Source organism: Jeotgalibacillus soli (assembly GCF_000829435.1).
Taxonomy (GTDB): domain Bacteria; phylum Bacillota; class Bacilli; order Bacillales; family Jeotgalibacillaceae; genus Jeotgalibacillus; species Jeotgalibacillus soli.
Genome location: NZ_JXRP01000006.1, coordinates 1 through 20605, shown reverse-complemented (window position 1 = coordinate 20605; position 20605 = coordinate 1). Strand labels below are relative to the sequence as shown.

General features: G+C 42.4%; 18 protein-coding genes, 8 tRNA genes and 1 rRNA gene. 4 read left to right on the top strand and 23 right to left on the bottom strand.

The window, feature by feature from the left end; all coding sequences use genetic code 11:
• Positions 1-161: 161 nt before the first annotated feature.
• Positions 162-323: a hypothetical protein gene (locus KP78_RS19825; RefSeq protein WP_157841411.1), complete on the top strand. Its 162-nt coding sequence runs from the start codon at positions 162-164 to the stop codon at positions 321-323.
• 71 nt (positions 324-394) lie between these two features.
• On the opposite strand, the gene KP78_RS00945 is transcribed toward KP78_RS19825, so the two are convergent.
• The 5 genes from KP78_RS00945 to KP78_RS19820 all read right to left on the bottom strand — a co-directional run bounded on the left by KP78_RS00945 (position 395) and on the right by KP78_RS19820 (position 6493).
• Positions 395-1558, bottom strand: coding sequence for an iron-containing alcohol dehydrogenase (locus KP78_RS00945; protein WP_041086047.1), 1164 nt, complete (start codon positions 1556-1558; stop codon positions 395-397).
• Between the two features lie 44 nt (positions 1559-1602).
• Positions 1603-3024, bottom strand: coding sequence for an aldehyde dehydrogenase family protein (locus tag KP78_RS00940; protein WP_041085532.1), 1422 nt, complete (start codon positions 3022-3024; stop codon positions 1603-1605).
• A gap of 24 nt (positions 3025-3048) precedes the next feature.
• Complete coding sequence (locus KP78_RS00935) at positions 3049-4437, bottom strand: hypothetical protein (RefSeq protein ID WP_041085530.1); 1389 nt, start codon at positions 4435-4437, stop codon at positions 3049-3051.
• 158 nt (positions 4438-4595) lie between these two features.
• Entirely contained in the window at positions 4596-5588 is a 993-nt protein-coding gene (locus tag KP78_RS00930) for a LacI family DNA-binding transcriptional regulator (protein WP_041085528.1), read from the bottom strand.
• Between the two features lie 746 nt (positions 5589-6334).
• Positions 6335-6493, bottom strand: a complete 159-nt coding sequence (locus tag KP78_RS19820) for a hypothetical protein (protein WP_157841410.1) — start codon at positions 6491-6493, stop codon at positions 6335-6337.
• Positions 6494-6698: 205 nt separating this feature from the next.
• On the opposite strand from KP78_RS19820, the gene KP78_RS00925 reads away from it, so the two are divergent.
• Complete coding sequence (locus KP78_RS00925; RefSeq protein WP_052474426.1) at positions 6699-7055, top strand: hypothetical protein; 357 nt, start codon at positions 6699-6701, stop codon at positions 7053-7055.
• A gap of 19 nt (positions 7056-7074) precedes the next feature.
• Here KP78_RS00925 and KP78_RS00920 read toward each other — a convergent pair whose 3' ends face one another.
• From KP78_RS00920 to sigW, 8 genes are all read right to left on the bottom strand, one after another.
• On the bottom strand, positions 7075-7581 hold the full coding sequence (locus KP78_RS00920; protein ID WP_235420794.1) for an SMI1/KNR4 family protein: 507 nt from the start codon (positions 7579-7581) through the stop codon (positions 7075-7077).
• Between the two features lie 68 nt (positions 7582-7649).
• Positions 7650-7874 carry a hypothetical protein gene (locus KP78_RS00915; protein ID WP_041085523.1) on the bottom strand — a complete coding sequence of 75 codons (225 nt, stop codon included), beginning with the start codon at positions 7872-7874 and terminating at the stop codon, positions 7650-7652.
• 466 nt (positions 7875-8340) lie between these two features.
• The gene (gene glmS, locus KP78_RS00905; RefSeq protein ID WP_041085519.1) at positions 8341-10143 is read right to left on the bottom strand and encodes a glutamine--fructose-6-phosphate transaminase (isomerizing); all 1803 of its coding nucleotides are present in this window, start codon (positions 10141-10143) and stop codon (positions 8341-8343) included.
• 633 nt (positions 10144-10776) lie between these two features.
• On the bottom strand, positions 10777-12126 hold the full coding sequence (glmM, locus tag KP78_RS00900; RefSeq protein WP_041085517.1) for a phosphoglucosamine mutase: 1350 nt from the start codon (positions 12124-12126) through the stop codon (positions 10777-10779).
• Positions 12127-12192: 66 nt separating this feature from the next.
• A complete protein-coding gene (locus tag KP78_RS00895; protein WP_157841409.1) occupies positions 12193-13593 on the bottom strand; it encodes a CdaR family protein in 1401 nt (466 codons plus the stop codon).
• The gene (cdaA, locus tag KP78_RS00890; protein WP_041085513.1) at positions 13529-14371 is read right to left on the bottom strand and encodes a diadenylate cyclase CdaA; all 843 of its coding nucleotides are present in this window, start codon (positions 14369-14371) and stop codon (positions 13529-13531) included. The genes KP78_RS00895 and cdaA overlap by 65 nt, the downstream gene beginning before the upstream one ends.
• 450 nt (positions 14372-14821) lie before the next feature.
• On the bottom strand, positions 14822-15454 hold the full coding sequence (locus KP78_RS00885; RefSeq protein WP_041086045.1) for an anti-sigma factor family protein: 633 nt from the start codon (positions 15452-15454) through the stop codon (positions 14822-14824).
• Positions 15455-15468: 14 nt separating this feature from the next.
• Positions 15469-16032: an RNA polymerase sigma factor SigW gene (sigW, locus tag KP78_RS00880; protein WP_041085512.1), complete on the bottom strand. Its 564-nt coding sequence runs from the start codon at positions 16030-16032 to the stop codon at positions 15469-15471.
• A gap of 421 nt (positions 16033-16453) precedes the next feature.
• Between sigW and KP78_RS00875 the strand changes: the two genes are divergently transcribed.
• Positions 16454-16762 (top strand): PadR family transcriptional regulator, encoded by a 309-nt coding sequence (locus tag KP78_RS00875; protein ID WP_041085510.1) that lies wholly within the window; start codon positions 16454-16456, stop codon positions 16760-16762.
• An 18-nt stretch (positions 16763-16780) separates the two neighbouring features.
• Positions 16781-17965, top strand: coding sequence for a chromate transporter (locus tag KP78_RS00870; protein ID WP_041085508.1), 1185 nt, complete (start codon positions 16781-16783; stop codon positions 17963-17965).
• Positions 17966-18174: 209 nt separating this feature from the next.
• Here the strand turns inward: KP78_RS00870 and rocF are convergent, their stop codons facing one another.
• From rocF to rrf, 10 genes are all read right to left on the bottom strand, one after another.
• Complete coding sequence (rocF, locus tag KP78_RS00865; protein ID WP_041085507.1) at positions 18175-19077, bottom strand: arginase; 903 nt, start codon at positions 19075-19077, stop codon at positions 18175-18177.
• A 443-nt stretch (positions 19078-19520) separates the two neighbouring features.
• Positions 19521-19593 (bottom strand) — tRNA-Lys (locus KP78_RS00860).
• Position 19594: 1 nt separating this feature from the next.
• Positions 19595-19669 (bottom strand) — tRNA-Gln (locus tag KP78_RS00855).
• Between the two features lie 72 nt (positions 19670-19741).
• Positions 19742-19825, bottom strand: a tRNA-Tyr gene (locus tag KP78_RS00850).
• Positions 19826-19841: 16 nt separating this feature from the next.
• A tRNA-Thr gene (locus tag KP78_RS00845) sits at positions 19842-19917 on the bottom strand.
• Between the two features lie 4 nt (positions 19918-19921).
• Positions 19922-19997: transfer RNA gene (locus KP78_RS00840), tRNA-Val, on the bottom strand.
• Positions 19998-20042: 45 nt separating this feature from the next.
• A tRNA-Glu gene (locus tag KP78_RS00835) sits at positions 20043-20117 on the bottom strand.
• A 7-nt stretch (positions 20118-20124) separates the two neighbouring features.
• A tRNA-Thr gene (locus KP78_RS00830) sits at positions 20125-20197 on the bottom strand.
• A 3-nt stretch (positions 20198-20200) separates the two neighbouring features.
• Positions 20201-20275 (bottom strand) — tRNA-Asn (locus KP78_RS00825).
• A 6-nt stretch (positions 20276-20281) separates the two neighbouring features.
• Positions 20282-20397, bottom strand: a 5S ribosomal RNA gene (gene rrf, locus KP78_RS00820).
• Between the last annotated feature and the right edge of the window lie 208 nt (positions 20398-20605).

The following is a 20605-nucleotide window of genomic DNA, read 5'->3' as shown; positions in this document are numbered from 1 at the left end:
TCATTACTTTATATCTAAAATAAAGGAGGAAGCTAAATGTTAGTAAATATATTTAAGGAGAGCGTAAAATATCTTGTGTAAATGAGTAAATAGAAAAAGAAAGACCTTTTCTTGTAGAATTGAATCACCACAAGACAATGCACAGAAAAGAGGTCTTACCTATGAACCAGTTTACAAAAGATATCGTTAACGCTCTAGTGAAAAAACAAGATATTGCCGAAAGCATTCCTCTGTTTGTTCGAAGGAACCAACCGAGGCAAGCAATTGGTGAAAGTGGCAGACCCGGAATTCGCAACATTATAAGACCCGATTTTCCTCTATAGAAATACAAAAGCTGAAGCAGGAACCCATAAAGGTTTCCCGCTTCAGCTTTTTTCATGAAAAACACTTGCTGTCAGACCCTTTTCTTTTCTGTCACTTCCCCTGAATAAGCAGCATGGTAAATAGTATAAATGTCTTCTCTCGTTAACGGCATCGGGCTTCTTGCTAAAATTCTCGTTTGCTTGATTCCGTCGTCGGCTAAACTGTCCAATGCATCTTCCCCAATGTCGAAGCCTTTTAACGACACCGGAATATTCACGTCAGCAACGAGCCTTTTCAATTCCTCCACACATTTATAGGAAGCTTGTTCTTGAGATAATTGATTGGCACTAAATCCCATTGCCTCTAAAATATCATTCATTCTCTTTTCGCAGCTTGGGCGGATATAGCCCATGACATACGGCAACAGGACGGCATTGGATTCACCGTGTGAAATATGGAATTGGCCGCCAAGGGGATAGGCCAACGCATGGACCCCGGCAACTCCTGCATTGAAGAACGATAATCCCGCCAAATAACTCCCGTAACTCATATTCGTACGCGCTTCTTTATTTTCCCCATCAGCTACAGCTTGCCGGATGGATCCGCTGATCAAGCGGATCGCCTGCAACGCAAGCCCGTCCGTCACCGGATTGGCGTTTTTGGAAACATATGCCTCAATCGCATGAGTCAATGCGTCAATACCTGTCGCAGCGGTCACTTTCGGCGGCAAGGAGGTCGTCAAGGCGGGGTCGACTATTGCGACGTCCGGCAACAAGTAATCATGGGTGACCACATCTTTCGTGGATTCCAGTGACAGCACTGAAATATTGGTCACTTCAGAACCGGTTCCGGAAGTCGTCGGGATTAAAATTTTCGGGATGCCTTTATGAGTCAGGGAACGGTCGCCCGTCAAGTTCAAATAATCGGCCACCTTGCCTTCATGCGCGGCTAATACGCCTGCTAATTTCGCGAGGTCAAGCGCACTGCCGCCTCCCAGCCCGATTACTAAATCAAATTTATTTTCCTTTGTGTAAGCCACCAATTTTTCGCCAACTTCCAAAGGCGGCTCCGGCACAACTTCTGTGTAAACGCTCGTCTTCCATCCTTTAGCCTGAAGCGGTTCGACGATTTTATTCGTCATGCCCAGCTCTTCCAGAAACGGATCGGTGACAATTAGAATATTGCTGGCATTTAAGCGCTCAGCCTCGCTTGTTAAATGTTCCAATGAACCCCAGCCTGTATAACTGATGGGCATGAAAGTAATTTTGCTCGACACATTATCCACTCCTTTTCTAATTTTTAAGATTGATTCCAAATGACCAGCTTCATTTCAGTCATTTCTTCAATAGCGTATTTAAGTCCTTCTTTTCCATTGCCGCTTTCTTTCACACCGCCATAGGGCATCTGATCCACACGGAATGTAGGAATGTCATTGATCAGCACTCCACCCACCTGCAGCTTTTTGGATGCATTGAATGCAGTCTTGATATCATTCGTGAAAATGCCGGCCTGCAGCCCGAAATCCGAGTTATTGATTTCGTCGATTCCTTGAGCAACCGATTGGATCGGATTGACAATGACGATAGGCGCAAACACTTCCTGACATGATACTTTTGAATCTGTTGCAGCATTCGAAAGGATAGTCGGTTGGAAAACACCATCTTGGACTGTACCCCCAGCAACTAGAGTCGCCCCTTCAGCAACCGCTTCTTGCACCCAGTTTGCAGCCCGCTCTTGTTCCTCTTTGGAAATCATCGCCGAAAGATCCGTTTTTGGATCTAATGGATCTCCAATTCTCAGTTTGCCAGCCGCAGCTTTAAAACGCGAAAGAAAATCTTCCATCAAGTTTTCCATGATATAAATTCGCTGTAGTGAGATGCACACTTGCCCCTGGTTTGAAAAAGCTCCGGTAATCGCCTTTTCGACAACTAAATCGATGTCTACCACTTCGTCGACGATCATCCCCGCATTGGATCCTAATTCTAATGCCACTTTTTTCAATCCCGCTTTATCACGGATGCCTTTGCCGACAGTCGGGCTGCCTGTAAAGGTCACCATCTTCACTTTGTCGCTTTCGACTAAAACATCTCCAACACTTCTTCCGCTGCCGGTTACTAGGTTAAAGGCACCTTTCGGCAAATCCGTTTGATCCAGCAGTTCTGCCAGTAAAAACGCAGATAGCGGTGTTTGGGAAGCCGGCTTTAAAACGACTGTGTTGCCCGCAGCAATGGCCGGTCCGACTTTATGGGCGACCAAGTTCTGCGGGAAGTTGAAAGGTGTGATCGCCGCTACTACGCCCAGTGGCTCACGCAAAGTATAGGCTAACCGATTGCTGCCGCCTTTTGCTGCGTCCATCGGGATCATTTCCCCTGACAAACGCTTGGCCTCTTCAGCTGCAAACTTATACGTTTCAATCGTCCGTTCGATTTCTCCCAAAGCATATTTCATAGGCTTGGCTGATTCCAGCGCAATAATCCTCGCAGCTTGTTCTTTATGCTCGATGAACAATGAAACCAACTGATCGAGGATGGCGGCACGTTCATATGCAGTCAACGCTTCCATTGCTTCACTTGCGCCAGAGGCAGCTTCAATTGCTGCTTCCACATCTTGTACAGAAGCTTTTGGAACTTCACCGATTTTTTCATTTGAATACGGCGAAAACAACTCCGTATAGTCTTCCGTTTCTCTCCATTGCCCGCCTATATATAGTTTCTTTTTCATACATTACACCCTCTCGATTATCCATTAAACATTTTCTTTCGTTTCCAGAGGAAGGTCTTTCGTGAATGTCTCATCCGATTCATTCTTGAAGAAGTCCTTGCCATATATTAGCAGGCACAAGGCGATTCCGACTGGAAATGCCCACGCAGCTCCTTTAATAACTAAAACTGCTCCAATGATACCTGCAATCCCCAAATCACTTTGGCTTCTTGCTTCTAAAATACCGACTTTCACACTGACATACCCTTGAATCAGAAGTGTCAAGGCGAGAGCGATTCCTAGGATAGGTTCCAACAAACTGACAATCGGCAATACCAATAAACCGGTATTGGTTCCCCAACGGAAAGAGCCAGCGCCTCCAATAAAGGAGTCCATCGCTTTTCTGCCATCTTTATAACGCTGAACAACCACTACCTGCATTGCCGCCCATAAAGGCCCAGCCATCGTAACATCCGGACCGATAACACTCATAGCCGAATTTCTTGCCCCGAAAATTAAGTGTGCACGGTTCGGGTTGAAGTCGAGCTTTTCATCCGGACGCGATAAATCTGCTTCTTTCACTAACGCTTTCGTCTGCAATACGTCGCCAAACAGGACGATGTAGGCTGCAAGAACGGTCGGAATCCCCGTTACAAACAGCATTAAAGGAGGAAAGCCTAAACCGAACAACGTGTAGTTCGTCCATAAGCCCATAAAGTCAGGCGAGATGAGTCCCCACTCAATTGTCGGCCACGGTGCTTCACCGAACAATGGTGCAATGATAATTGCAATAATGATGATCGGGAAAATTCCTAGCTTCCCGACCACGCCCCAGACAGGATTTTTGGTTTTCAGTTTACTGAAATGCTTTGAAAACAGTAAATAGAAACCGATTCCGACAGCAATTGAAATGGTCCACGGGAAGGTCTCGAAACGTCCGCCCACTTCGAAAATAGAGACAACTGCGGCAAATCCAGCACCGAGAATAATCCCGGATCTAATTGCAGAAGGAATACTTGATACAACCTTAGCTGCCAAACCAGTCGATCCGAGAAGAATAGAAAATATCCCCAAGGTCATCTGAAAAGCGATCAACGCATGTACCCTCTCCGGCCCTTCCGGAAATTGCGTGCAATATAGCATAATCAAAGGAATGGCAGGCGTAATCCATCCTGGAATTGTAGGATCTCCAAGCAAGTGGTGCAATAGATAAAAAATTCCGTTCAACAATACAATAGCTAACGCTACTTCAAAAGGCATTCCAAGCAATTCGATTAACAATGGAATAGCCGCCAAATCAACAGCGCACATTAATAGCCCTTGCACATAATCGGGCCATTCAAAACGATAATGAATAAAAGGTAAACGAATTTTAAATGGTCCAGCTGGAATAAATGGTGATTCTTCCCCAAACTTGCGATCTTTCCACTTCATATACATCCCTCGGTTCTACATAGAGTTGGTATTGCCAGTTGAACTGGTTGCTGGATTTCACTTCAACCAACCCACTTTTATGAAAGCGCCATCATTTTAAAATGAACAAAATGACTACGTAACCATTTTAGGTTAAAAAATAAAACTCACTCTCACCCCTATTTTTCGACTGATGTCTTTCTTTCGAATATTCTAACAGATTCAGTAATTTGAATACAAGCTTTATTTTTTTCCTGAATCATCTTGATCAGGTTTTCAATGGCCAATTGCCCTAGCCCGATTGGAGAAGAAATGCCGACAGTTGTAAGGCTGATAGACGCGTGTTGGCTCATTTCGACGTTATCAATTCCTATGATGCTAATATCTTCAGGTACCCGATAACCTGCTGAAATATAAAAATCCATCATCTGTATAGCAATGGCATCAGTCGCCGCGTGAATCGCTGTCGGCTTTTCCGGAAGCTTTTCCATCTTCAAAAAAGCTTGATACAGCTCATCTTTGCTGGTATCTGTAATGAAAACCTGCTCTTGTTTCACCGCTACTGCTTTTTTCTGGAATGCTTTTAAAAATCCATTATAGCGCCCTTTGAACGTACTGATTTCCAGAGGCCCGCCTACCCAGCAAATAGTCTCGTGTTTCAGTGATAGTAAATAATCAGCAGCTAAAAACCCAGCCTGTTCGTTATCCATCTCCACAAAATTCTTATTGCTTTTATGCTTTCTGTTATATGTAATGAACGGAATTCCCGATTTCTCCAGCTTATCAAAAATAGGATCCTCCAATAAAATTGAGGACAATATAATGCCATCCACTTTGTTTTCAAAAATGGAGTTATAAGTTTCCGACAGGTTTTCATCATTCGAAAAATGGACATTGATTTTAAATCCGTTTTTGTTTGCATAATTAACGATTGAAGTCGTCGTATCAACAAAAAACGGATTGTAAAGTGGGCCTGAAACGAGGGCAATCGTATCGGTTTTCTTTTGAACGAGCGACCTAGCGTTGCCATCTGGAATATAATTCAGGTCATCGATTGCGGCCATTACTTTTTTATATGTGGGCCCTTTTACTAAATGAGGAGTATTCAGCACACGGGAAACTGTAGTTTGTGAAACACCTGCGTATTTTGCAACATCTTTTGATGAAACCATATTGAACCCCCGACTTTCCTGTGTCATAGAACTTGTGCAGTTGAAAATAGTTGATCGGAAGACAGCTTCAACTCATTTTACTATCACAAGTTCATGCTTTGTCATTATGTCCAAAAAGAAAGTATCTTCCATAGAAATTTTACACGAAAGTCGGTGTGGGTTAAAGGAAACTTAAATACTTTTATATGAATAACTGCACTAGTGATAAAATATATACAAAAAACCTAAAGTGAATTCTTTACCAAGAGGAAAAAACGCTTCTTAATCATATAATTCGATTTTTTAATAAGATAAAACAGTTTAAAAAAAGTGTTTTAAAGCAACATTTTGCATCCCACTTACTGACCAAAAACACAGCGCTTACAGATATGTCGTATATTATATCCCTTTTTTAAAAATATTTGAAAAAAACAAAAGGATTTTATCACGTCTGTTGATTATCCAAAAATAGGTAGATTAAAAGAAGCCCTTTCTCTTAATTGATAAAAGAATTCGGCTTTGGCATTCTTCCATTCCATCGACAACGTATCATTAAGCAAACAACGATAGAATGACTTGAGGGATTTGGATTCTCTGATGTTTTTCCTCATTTGTTCATGCATCCACCTGATCAAAATATAGGCAATTAACGCAACGAAAAGTTGTGAAAAGACAGCGTTTTTCGTTTTGCCGAACAATTTCTTTCCATTTAATTGCCCTTTGATCCATTGGAAAAACGATTGTTTTTGTTCGCGCTTGCTCCATACCTAGCTGACACGTAATATCTCCAACAATCGTTGATCCAGATTACGAACGCCGAATTTACGGCCTTCTTCTCCATAATTATGTTTGTCTGCGATCAAAAAACGTTCATTTTCAGAAATTAACTGGTTAAAAAAGGTCGAAACTGTGCTAAACCGGTTCATGGAAGGTACCTCGCTGGATTTGATGTTGGTTTTGTCGCTTAACTTCGTACCAGTTTTGGTGCCTTTTTTCTATCTTTTTATGGTAATAATTAGCTAATCAACAGACATGTTAAAATATAATGAAAGATTTAAAATATTTATTCACAGGATGGATTCATCAAAAAATTAATGAGATGAGATTTGTTTGGATAGTGAGAAAATAAATATGTTAAAACCATTCTTATTAGAATTAGACGGAGCTGAATTTCAAGTGATCTCTAAAGGTTTAGAAGAGGAAGATTATCTACATTTTATCCTCTTTAGAGAAGAGGAAATTGAAGATCAGCAACTAGGTTACAGTGTTAATGACGAAGGAGAATCTTTAATTGGAAGTGGTGAAGGAGATTGGCGGGAGGGATGGATCGTTATTGGGTATGAAGAAGATCTTGGAGACCCTTTAATTGTTGACACTTCTCAGGAAGCCATGCCGGTTTTTACTGCCGAACATGGTGCTGGCGATTGGGAGCCTATTCTCCTTTTTGATTCACTGCAGAATATAAAAGAACGAATCGGTCTGAAATAGATCGATTCGTTTTTTTAATTTAATCAAGATAAGAAAACATTTCAGTTGAATGCAGTTTATTAATTAACCAGTCATCAAAGCTATCATAAGTGGAAATAAGTTTTCCGGAACGCCTCTTTAATTCCACAATGCTTGCATTATTTGTGTATGCAAAGATGCTTTCCGGTGTACCTCCAAAGTAAAATAATTCATCTGATACTTTACATGGAGGATCTTCCCTTTCTTCAACCAGATCGTATGGTTGGTATAGCATTTCCTCCCGTGACATCCCTTTTTCCAAAAATGCCTTCCCATAAATGTAGAAATTCCCGTTAAACAGAAAACAACCATTGCAGTGGGATAGGAATTCTTTATATTCCTTCGAAAAAGGTTTATTAACTTGCTTTTCTAGTAAATCAATCTCTTTCTTTTCCATCCGATGATAAATAATATGCTTCCAATTTTCAACCCCGTTTTCAGAATGTCTGTTAATTAAGATCGTTTTATTTTTTAACGTTTTAAACCCCTGTTTTATATCTTCATCCATGAATTTTAATATTTCTTCTCTATAATTCATATTATCACTACTTTCTCTTTATAAATTTTCCAGCGGTTTTATTTTTTCCAATTTACACCATGTGATCTATAATGTTGTTTAGGTGTTTCAAACCTAACATTTCGTGCAAGCCCAGCCCATTGATGATGGTGTTTTACATTGTTGACATGGTGCCCAACTATTCCTTTTGTTTTACCATGTTTTAAAATTTCCTCTCTTCTTTTACCACTCCATTTTCTTGTTCCTTGCCCTGTCTTGGCAATCATTGCTCTTTCTGTACCCATCAAATTAAGTAGTTCACTCCCGCCTCTTTTTAACCCTTGGTACGACTGACTTTCCATATTTTGTAGGCGAATTAGTTGTACACTAATTCGCTCTTTTTTTGTCCTATTTTTTGTCAGAATCCAGTTTTTTCAGGTAAATAAGTTGTTCCCTGAAACCCAGGATTTCCCCGCGCATTTTCTCATGCTTTTTCTCGCTCTTTTCCCCTCTTTTTTCTTCCCCTCTTCTTTCAAACCCAAGGTTTAACGGTCTTTCTCTCCCGCTTTTCTTCTCGCTTTTTCTCCCCAGTTCTTTTTCGCCAATCTTTTTCCTCGCTCTTTTCATCCAACAAAAAACACGAGGAAAATCGGATGGTGATTCCGATTTTCGCTCGTGTTAGGGAACGTTTTATTTAGCCAAGAATACAGTTTGTTTTGCTACGGAAGAACTTAATTTGACGAGTACATTAGTGTACAAACCACTCAAATATTACTCTACCGTCACACTCTTCGCCAAGTTACGTGGCTTATCTACATCGCAGTCGCGGTGCAGGGCAGCGTAGTAGGCGATTAGTTGTGTTGGGACTACAGAAACAAGCGGGCTTAGCAGTTCGTTAACGTGAGGGATCACGTAGCTGTCGCCTTCTTCTTCGAGTCCTTTCATTGAGATGATGCAAGTGTAGGCACCGCGTGCAGCTACTTCTTTTACGTTTCCGCGGATGCTCAAGTTGACGTTTTCCTGCGTGCTGATTGCGACAACTGGTGTGCCGTCTTCAATTAGCGCGATGGTTCCGTGTTTGAGCTCTCCTCCAGCGAAGCCTTCTGCTTGGATGTAAGAGATTTCTTTAAGCTTTAAAGCGGCTTCTTGAACGACATGGTAATCCATAGAGCGTCCGATAAAGAATGCGTTGCGCGTTACGCTTAGGTATTCACGCGCAATTTGTTCGAATGCTTCTTTGTCGTCAGTCATTGCTTCCATTGCATTCGCAGCGATTCCAAGCTCTTGAATAAGGTCAAAGGACATTTCCAAACCTTTTGCTTTTCCAGCTACAGCAGCAAGGATTGCAAGCACAGCGATTTGCGCTGTATATGCTTTAGTAGAAGCTACTGCGATTTCAGGTCCTGCATGGAGCAGCAGCGTGTGGTTTGCTTCACGAGAAAGTGTAGAACCAGCAACGTTTGTAAGAGTTAGAGCCGGGTGTCCAAGCCCTTTAATGTGTACGAGTACTGCACGGCTGTCCGCCGTTTCACCGCTTTGAGAGATAAAGATAAATAATGGCTTTTCAGAAAGAAGCGGCATGTTGTAGACGAATTCACTCGCTACATGTACTTCTGTTGGGATTTTAGCTGTTTTTTCAAGGAATTCCTTTCCTACAAGACCCGCATGGTAGCTCGTGCCGCAAGCAACAATATAGATACGGTCTGCAGCGTTAACGGCTTCCAGGATGCTGTCTTCGATTGCAAGCTCGCCTGTTTCGTTTTGGTACGCTTGGATGATTTTACGCATCACAAGAGGCTGCTCGTCGATTTCTTTTAGCATGTAGTGAGGATATGTTCCTTTTTCAATATCACTTGCATCAAGCTCTGCCGTGTAAGGCGCGCGAGTCATTGTTTCACCAGAAAGATTTTTAATCACCGCTGCATCCTTTGTTAAGATTACGATTTCTTTGTCCATAAGCTCAACATATTGGTTGGTTACTTGCAGCATTGCCATTGCATCAGATGCAATTACGTTGAAGTCTTCGCCAAGTCCGATTAGCAATGGGCTTTTGTTTTTTGCAACAAAGATCGTATCTGCCACTTCATTATCAAGCAATGCAAGAGCATAAGAGCCTTTAAGCTCTTTTAGTGTTTGTTGGAATGCTTCTTCTGTTGAAAGTCCTTGTTGTACAAAGCCTTCAATTAGTTGAACAATGACCTCTGTGTCGGTTTCGCTCGCTAGTTCAACGTTTGACAGGTGTTCACGCTTTAGCTGGGAGTAGTTTTCGATTACTCCATTGTGCACTAGGGTGAAACGTCCAGTTGAGCTTTGGTGCGGGTGAGCGTTAATTTTGCTAGGTGCTCCGTGAGTTGCCCAGCGAGTGTGACCAATTCCGATTGATCCTGTCACACTGTCATCGACGATTGCGCGAAGGTCTGCAATACGGCCTTTTTCTTTAAATACCGAAACACCATTTTCGTTCTTCACAGCGATTCCGGCAGAATCATAACCGCGGTATTCAAGCTTTTCCAGACCTTTAAGCAATACTTCTTTCGAGTCATTTAATCCAATATATCCTACAATTCCACACATGTTTTTTGTCCTCCTAATTTGGATAAAGGAGGTCCATAGGTCGTCAGGGGACGACTTGGCCCCCTTTATCTCTCATTTGTATTGGGTTGTGTGGGTGCAATCCCGCTCCTTTGTCCACGAAGTCACCTTCATGATTTAAGAACGGGCTACGACTGTGCATCCGATCAGTCGGGAGGCATCCGCCGAAAACTCGATGCTCCTCCTCCTCGTCAACTGCCGAATCGATCCGGGCAGTCCTGGCGCTTTATATGGCTTTAACCTTACGATCCACCTTTCTGTTTTTAATTCAACCTCTTCGTGTATACCCTTTTTATCATAAAGGTAACACGTAGTTCATCATACACGATTTCGATTTTACTCGTCAATCTATTTTTTACAGCTGAATCTCTTATGGATTGATATTTTATCCATCACCATATTCTACGATAAAAGGTGTCCTATTGTGCGTAAAAGCGCTTGATTCTCCTAGCATACCCAAAATTCACGAAAAAAGATGTGAGTCCATTTAGATTCAGCCAAGTGAGTTTCATCCGCTTTCCAGCACCTTTTACCCATGAATTTTGGGTATAGATACCTATTAAGGAGGAAAAAATAAAAAAAGCTGGTGCCATTTCACGGCACCAACCTTCTCAATTATTCCTCTATACCCATTTCTTCTTTTACTACCTCTGCAATACGGTCAACATAAGCCTCACACACTTCAGCGGTTGGTGCTTCTGCCATGACACGAACGAGTGGTTCAGTTCCGGAAGGACGAACAAGAATACGGCCATTGCCGTTCATTTCTTCCTCCACCTGCTGGATCACTGCTTTCACACGTGCATTATCTGTGACGCCGTTCTTGTCCGTTACACGAATATTAACAAGTTTTTGCGGAAAGATTTCCATCTCACTGGCAAGCTCGGATAACTTTTTGCCTGTTATTTTCATGATATTCACAAGCTGTAGACCTGTTAACAGACCGTCACCTGTTGTATTGTAGTCAAGGAAGATAATGTGTCCGGATTGTTCTCCACCTAATGTATAGTTGCTCTCTTTCATTGCTTCCACTACATAGCGGTCTCCTACTGCTGTTTGGATACTCAAGATTCCCTCTTTTTCCAGCGCTTTGTAGAATCCAAGATTACTCATCACGGTCGACACAAGCGTATTTTGCTTTAAGCGTCCTTCTGACTTCAAATGCTTCGCACAAATATACATGATTTGATCGCCATCTACGATTGTACCGTTCTCGTCCACCGCAATAATGCGATCCCCGTCACCATCGAACGCAAGGCCAACGTCTGCACCTTTTTCTTTTACGAATGCTGCAAGTGCTTCAGGATGTGTAGATCCCACACCTTCGTTAATATTTAAACCATTTGGTGAAGCCCCCATAGTTGAAAGGTCAGCATCTAAGTCGGCGAATAGGTGTGTAGCAAGCGTTGACGTTGCGCCATGTGCACAGTCAAGCGCCACATGCAGACCTGAAAAATCTTCGTCCGCAATTTGCTTCAGATATTGAAGGTATTTTTGTCCGCCTTCAAAGTAATCTGTCACAACACCAAGGTTTCCACCAACTGGACGAGGAAGCTCATCCTTTTCAGCATCAAGCAATGCTTCTATTTCATTTTCTTGCTCATCCGTCAGTTTAAAACCATCAGGACCAAAAAACTTAATGCCGTTGTCTGCTACAGGGTTATGTGAAGCTGAAATCATAACACCTGCTTGTGCACCCATTGCTTTTGTTAAAAAGGATACACCCGGTGTGGAAATCACACCAAGACGCATGACCTCAGCCCCTATTGATAGCAAGCCCGCTACCAATGCTCCTTCTAGCATATGTCCTGAGATTCGTGTATCTCGACCAATTAACACTTTTGGTCGATCCATATCTTTTGTCAGCACATAGCCTCCAAAACGCCCAAGTTTGAATGCCAGTTCTGGCGTTAGTTCAGCATTTGCTACGCCACGAACGCCGTCTGTTCCAAAATATTTACCCATTTCCTACATCGCTCCTTCATATCATTACCCTAAAGCGTCAGTTGATGATCATCCGACTGCTATTTTTTATACTTTGGCTAGTTCGATTCGAATCGAAGGCTGAGACAAAATATATGTTACATTTGCTGGTCCGTCGATCTGAACCTCCAGCTCATGCTCACCCTCGTCAAGATCTGTCATATCAACGTAAAGCGAGACATCCTCTTCCGATATTTCAGCCAGTTCGGCTTGTTCGCCTGTGACACGCAAGTCCAGCTCCCCGCTTGGCGGCTCAATAAATGCCGTACGCAGATCATCGCTTACTCCCCGTACTTCAACAGGAAGGCCTGAAAGTGTTTGCTCTTCTTCCGTTGAATCCACTATTGTATCTGAATCTGGGTCAGGATTACTCGCCTGGTCTCCCTCATTTGAAGATGGTGCCTGCTCTCCAACGGATTGCTCGTTCGAGTCTGGATTGGCGGCTTCTTCCACTTCATTAAATATCACGATTGCTGAAGCCGTTTGCTGCGACAAGCGAGACACCCCATCTGGTAAAGGAATCGGTACTTCAATTCTCGATCCGCTCTGCTCAATACCAGTTAGATCAAATGTAACCGGTATTTCATCAATCTCAGCTAAGGCATCCGCCTGACCATAAATTGTGACTGCATCATCATTTAAGGTGAGACTAGCCACCTCAAGCCCTTCTGCGATAGTACCTGTCTGGTTTGCCACTAGTGCGACTTCTTTACTTGGCTGTGTGACACTGATCGTGACTTCGACAGCAGGTGGATCTACACTGACTGAAAGCTTATCCAGGTTCTGATCCAACACTTGAACCTGCGACTCCACCGTTGCTTCTTCATCAATAGGATCATTTAAATCAATTGAAGCACGTACGTAACGAATAGATTCAATTACATTTTTCGCTCCAGTGATTTCAACGGTTTGCGGATTCACAGAGAGAGCATCGAGCTCATAGCCATCCGGAATAATTGCGTTATTGAATTCTGGGTCTACCCTAAATTCTTCTGTTACGCGCTCATCAATGTATATATCCGCCACAGGATGGCTCAATGTGACACGGAGACGAGACGAAAGTCCTTCATGCTGAAGTGCGACTTGGTGTCTCCCGATACTAAGGTCACTTAAGTTTAAAAAAACACGGAAATCACGGACAGCTTTTGCTTGCTGGACAACCTGTCTCGGTCCTTCAATTGTCACATCCACAGTGGTCGGTACACCGGTTGCAACAAGTGTATCCTGGTCATATATTACATCCACAGGCACACTCTCAATGGTCTCGACGTCATTTTGTGAACTCGTGTTATTGGAACTAGCTTGATCATCATTAGCGGTCGCAAACATCAGCACTGCTAATAGAAGTGCGAAGCCTCGCAGAAACCAGCGGCTGTCCATGAATTTATCCATTTTTCTTTTTATCCCTCCAATTCCATCGAGTTGCAGCAGCAGAGGTTGCTTTATCACCAAACCATTCACGAAGAATGAGGCTGCTGAATTCTTCTAGATCAAGATCGCGTTTAAGTTCTCCATCACTGGTAATCGAAATCGCTCCAGTCTCCTCTGAAACCACCACAGTAACGCCATCCGTTACCTCACTGACGCCTAAAGCCGCCCGGTGCCGTGTACCCAGCTCCTTTGAGATAAAGGGGCTTTCTGAAAGCGGTAAATAACATGCAGCTGCAGCGATCCGGTTTTTTTGAATAATAACCGCTCCATCATGAAGGGGAGTATTAGGAATAAAGAGATTAATCAACAGCTCTGAAGTGATTTTTGAATCCATCGGGATTCCGGTCTCGACATAATCGCCCATTCCTGTTTCCTTTTCTACGGTAATCAAAGCACCGATTCGACGCTTTGCCATATAGCTCACCGCTTTTGTCAGCGCTTCAACCAGACGGCTTTGTTCCTCTTGTTCTTGCAAATGATTCCCTCGTGCAAACAAGCGGCCTCGTCCAAGCTGTTCCAGCGCACGGCGAAGCTCAGGTTGGAAAATGATAATAACAGCTAGGACCCCCCAGTTAAGTGCCTGCTCCATCATCCAGCTCAATGTATTAAACCCGAGAAGCTCACTTAGCCCTCGCACAATAACAATAACAAAAATTCCTTTTAACAGCTGTACAGCCTTGGTACCCCGAATAACGGCAATCAACTTATAGATCACAAACCAAACAAGCAGAATATCCGCTGCGTTGATCACGAAATCCAACACCGTTATATCTGAAAATCGATCGGCAAACGGCATGTAACTTCCTCCAATATTGTATTTGAAGCAAACCCCGTGATAGAGACTGCCTATTCTCATATAAACTATACCATTATATCACACAAGACAAGCGACATCAGTCTGGCTTTTTCAATTCAGGCAAAATAGATCGTTCGTTCTTTTACTAGCCTGTTTTCCGTCAATTTTTTCTCTAATCTCTTGATTCAGAAAGAAATATGATTCTTATTTACTACTTCAGCAGCATTCGCTTGGAAAGCACAAACTCCGTGTATAAGGCTTACCTACCGCTATCGCTCAGGCTTTGCCAATCTAAATAATTGCATACGACTCTTTTAGTATGTGAAAGTTTTCTAGCTTTATCTAGTCTTATTTTCTTATTTTATCTGATTTTTTCTCTCGCCGCTGTGTTGTTTTCAGAAATCAAGAAAAAAAGCATCGACCGCTTTCATGCCGTCAATGCTTTATCATTTATTCTTCTGATTCATTTAGTCCAAAAAATTGACCCATGTTTTTAAAGGAGGATTTCATGCTATACCAGAGCCACTCAAAAGCTTGATCAATTTCATCAATATCTCCGGTAATACTTCCCGCTCCCGCCATATAACGCTGTCCATTAATGAGAGTCACATCACCTTGCACTTCTCCCTCAACTCGAAGGTCACCGTTTCTTACGAGAAGGTCACCGCTTACAATCTCACCTTCAGGTACAATCACAGTTTGCCCTTCTACTACTACGTTCGGCTGTGCAGTAAAGGCAAACTCACTTCCATTATTCCACGACGTCAGTAAGCTTCCTCCCATTAAAAGAAAGAAAACTGCGGCTGCCATGATCAATGGATGGCGCTGGAACCAACGCTGTATGCCAATCTTTTTCTTTTCCTTAGGCAACCGGCTCATGACGCCTTCGGTAAAATTGCTAGGTGCTGATATATGAGAAGTGCTTTGTACAAGCGCTATTGTTTTCTTTAATTCATGAAAGTGAATTCGGCATGCCTCACATTGCTGGATGTGCAGCTTTAATTCCGTTTCTTGCTCTTGCGGCAACTCTTCATCTAAATACTCATGCATATATTGCACCATTTTGTCAGGACAAGTTTTCATCATACTCACCCTCTCTATACTGTTCTTAGTTGTTTTCGGAGCGCTTCACGCCCACGGTGGATTCTTGTCTTGACGGTGCCCAGCGGTAAGTCCAATATCTCGCTGATTTCTTTTAACGAGAGTTCTTCAATATATTTTAATACGATCACAGAACGATATTTATCGGGTAGTTTTGAAATTTCTTTTTGAATGGTATCCTGTAATTCCATGGACTCCACTTCTTCCTCTGGCAGACGTTCATCCACCGGAATCTGGGAGTACATTGTCAATCCCTCCGTACCAGTTACCTCGGCATCAAGATAATAATCGGGTTTCTTCTTCCGTATGCGGTCAATACATAAATTCGTCGCAATCCGGTATAGCCATGTTGAAAATTTCCGGTCTATATCGAATGTATGGATATTAATATACGCACGAATAAAAGCGTCCTGAGAAATATCCTCCGCTTCTTGCCGATTGCCTAACATTCGGAAGCAGACATGGAAAACTTTATCTTTATAGATCTCTACTATCTCCCCGAATGCATTTTGATCACCTTTCAGCACCTGTTTTATTCTCTTTTTCACCAATTCTTCCATTATTTTGTAACCTCCGCTTCGTGCGGCTATAATCCTTTTACGACTAAAAGGATAAAAGGTTTCACACTTTTTCTTTTATCACAAAAAATTTTTACCATCGTAATATGTATGATCAAAAATAAAGCAAAACGACTACTTGTATTACTTAAACCGACTAAAGTGTCACTATATACTAATCTAATTATACTGCTCTAAGAGTAACACGTCATCCCTTTTTCAAAAAATTGGTACGTGAAATTGGCATTTTTTCACTTCATTGTTCTGAATAAACAAGCCTGTTTTCAAACCAGAATCATTTTGTAAAGATTGTGTAAAATGGAGTCCCTATCACTTGCCATGCTAAAAAAATGAATGTTATACTGCTGATATAATTTATCGATATCGATATACGATATTGATTTTCATAATTGGAGGTGACAGCTTGGAGGATAAAATTTTACGAAAATTATTTTTAGGGTTTATACAAATTCACATTTTACATCATGCCAAGGAACACCCGATATTTGGTGTATGGATGCTGGAAGAGCTTAGAGAGCACAGCTATAATATTAGCCCCGGCACACTTTACCCAATCCTCCGCACAATGGAAACGGATGGTCTGCTAATAAAAGAAGAACGTAATGTTGAAGGGAAAATCAGAAAATATTACTCAACTACAGAAAAAGGAAATATGGTTCTGATCGAAGCAAGAAAAAAAGCCTATGAGCTTTTTAAAGAAATAAAAGATTGAAGTGGAGGGAGCAGCATTATGGAGAAAAAAAGAGATTTGAAGTCCCTTATGGAGATCCTTTTTGTATCTACAAGGCTTGGTCTAACGTCGTTTGGTGGTCCGGTCGCTCATTTAGGATATTTTCATGAGGAATATATTCGAAGACGAAAATGGATGGATGAAAAAAGCTACGCAGATTTAGTGGCACTATGTCAGTTTTTGCCTGGACCAGCTAGCAGCCAGGTAGGGATCGGAATTGGTGTTATGCGAGCTGGTGTGTTAGGCGGGCTGCTGGCTTTTATCGGCTTCACCCTGCCATCTGTCATTGCGTTAATTCTCTTTGCCTTGCTTCTTCAAGGCTTTGATGTAAGCACAGCAGGCTGGATTCAAGGTTTAAAGATTGTGGCCGTCGCAGTTGTCGCTCACGCCGTCTTGGGTATGGCAAAAAATCTTACACCTGATCTGCAAAGAAAAGCCATTGCCCTGTTTGCACTCGTTGGTACGTTGCTATGGCAAACTGCCTTTACACAAGTAGGCGTCATATTATTGTCTGGTCTTGTTGGTTATCTAATTTACAAAAATCACCAGCTAGATGAAGAAAGCAGCTTTCATTTTCCCATTTCTCGCAAGCTTGGTACTATTTGTTTAGCCTTGTTTTTCGGATTTCTTATTTTCCTTCCGATCGTAAGAGAAATGACAACATTAAACTGGGTCGCCATGTTCGATAGCTTTTACAGAGCAGGTTCTTTAGTGTTTGGCGGAGGACATGTTGTATTGCCTTTGCTCGAACGCGAATTTGTCCCGACTGGCTGGCTAAGTGAAGAAGCATTTCTTGCTGGTTACAGCGCAACACAGGCCGTCCCTGGGCCGCTATTCACCTTTGCTGCTTATTTAGGAACCGTTATTAGCGGATGGCAAGGTGGATTGTTGGCCACTGTGGCCGTTTTTTTACCTGCATTCCTATTAATTCTAGGAGCACTGCCATTTTGGGATGTGTTACGCCGCAATTCAAAAATTAAAGGCGCACTAATGGGTGTCAATGCTGCAGTTGTTGGGATTTTAATTTCTGCCTTGTATCATCCAATTTGGACAAGCTCGATCTTGTCAGCGATCGATTTTGCGTTTGCAGCGATTTTGTTCAGTATGCTTGTATATTGGAAGCTGCCTCCTTGGGTCATTGTATTGACTGGGGCAATCGGCGGAACGATTATCGCAATGTTTTAATCAAGAGGAATGACCCTGCGAACAGATTCACACCGTTCTGTAAGAAGAACGGTGTGTTTTTTATAGCTGAAAAGCCTTTGGATAGAGATAACATCTACTCGGCTAAGTAAGATTGCGATTTGGATAATAATAACCTAGCTTAAACATGAGATTAGCTGCTTGAAAAGAATGATTTAGTATTTATCATACCAGGAAACAACTCCGCTTGTTTATAGAAGCTTTTCTCCAAACAACGAGCACATTAAAGCAACAGCAACAGTCGCCGTCTTGTTTCGTTCATCAAGTATTGGATTAACCTCAACAAACTCAGCAGATGTGATCATCTCGGACTCCTCCAGCATTTCCATTGCCAAGTGGCTCTCACGATAGCTGAGGCCGCCAATAACAGGCGTTCCGACACCAGGTGCATCACTAGGATCTAAACCATCTAAATCAAGCGATAGGTGTACACCATCAGTCTTTTCCTTTAAGTACTGAATGGTCTCTTCCATGATTTTCGTCATGCCGAGACGGTCGATCTCATGCATTGTATAAACACGGATGCCTTTTTCCTTAATCAATCTACACTCTCCATCGTCAAGTGAACGAGCTCCAATGATGACAATATTCTGCGGCTTCACCTTAGGTGCGTAGCCATGAATATTTACTAGCGTTGGATGACCAATACCTAAGCTTACCGCTAACGGCATGCCGTGAATATTTCCTGAAGGAGAGGTTTCTCCTGTATTTAAATCACCATGTGCATCGTACCAAATCACGCCAAGATTTTTATAATGCTGGCTTACGCCTGCAAGAGTACCAATCGCAATACTGTGATCTCCTCCCAAAATTAAAGGAAAATCACCATTTGAAATAACATTATTTACGATATCAGCGAGCTTTGTATTTCCATCAGCCACAGCTTCAAGGTTACGCAGGTTCGTCTCCGCTGTATGCACACGCTCAGCAGGGGTAATTTGAATATCTCCTAAATCCTCAATAATATGGCCAAGATGTTCTAGATGCTCAATAACTCCTGCATATCGAATAGCACTTGGACCCATATCAACGCCTCGCCTCATTTGACCGAGATCCATCGGCACGCCTATCACTGAAATTCTTTTCTTATCCATGGCGATTATCCCCCTTATTCCTCAATTCCACTTTCATTTCAATATAAAATGGAAACGGTTTCACTCTTCTATTGTATCCGTTCACGCATATATGACTCAACTGGACAAAATTATGTATATATATGCGTTCATTCCATAGAAGGTTCCAGAATAGAGAAGTAATGTGCGATGATACGACCTTTTAAAGCTTTGAAAGTGGGATCTTTTTTGAATAATATTTGGAAACGGTAGGTAGACTCTTATTGTTAAGACCGGCAAATGCTCTTTGAATCATAAAATATGATGGACTCAACAAAACAATCGATTTATAAGAAATATTCGACATTAACTTGGGTCTTGGATATTGAATCTTCCCCGCCAGCGCATACTGGGTGTTCTGAGCACAAATCCATTATCCTGATAACGCAAAAAATCTCCCATCAAATGATGAGAGATTTTCTTAATGAGCCATGTAGGATTCGAACCTACGACCCTCTGATTAAAAGTCAGATGCTCTACCAACTGAGCTAATGGCTCTTGGCTGGGCTAGCTGGATTCGAACCAACGAATGACGGAGTCAAAGTCCGTTGCCTTACCGCTTGGCTATAGCCCATTGAATATGTAAACATTTTTAGTATGTCCTAATAAAAAAGATAAAGGACATTTTTTTATGTCCAAATAATGGTGGTGGAGGGGGGCAGATTCGAACTGCCGAACCCGAAGGAGCGGATTTACAGTCCGCCGCGTTTAGCCACTTCGCTACCCCTCCATATTAAATTGAAGACTGGTGCCGGCAAGAGGACTTGAACCCCCAACCTACTGATTACAAGTCAGTTGCTCTACCAATTGAGCTACACCGGCAAGATGGTGGAGAATGACGGGCTCGAACCGCCGACCCTCTGCTTGTAAGGCAGATGCTCTCCCAGCTGAGCTAATTCTCCATCTGGGTTGTACAAAAATACTGTTTAATCTTGTTAGTTGTTAAATGGTGACCCGTACGGGATTCGAACCCGTGTTACCGCCGTGAAAGGGCGGTGTCTTAACCGCTTGACCAACGGGCCATTACAGAGCTTCCAACAGGATTTGAACCTGCGACCTCTTCCTTACCATGGAAGTGCTCTACCTGCTGAGCTATGGAAGCAATTGGCTCCGCAGGTAGGACTCGAACCTACGACCGATCGGTTAACAGCCGATTGCTCTACCACTGAGCTACTGCGGAATGATTGCCTAGCGACGTCCTACTCTCACAGGGGGAAACCCCCAACTACCATCGGCGCTGAAGAGCTTAACTTCCGTGTTCGGCATGGGAACGGGTGTGACCTCTTCGCGATCATCACTAGACAATTAACTTAAAATTGATTTGGACAAAAACTATTATATCAAGTTTGTCGCAAATTTCAATAATAAGTTACAAAGAAAGAATAAAAAATGCAGTAACTACATTGCTCATTCCTTCAAAACTGGATAAGACGTTTCACAAGAAAGCGAACCGAAGGTCGCATATAAAATTTGGTTAAGTCCTCGATCGATTAGTATTCGTCAGCTGCAC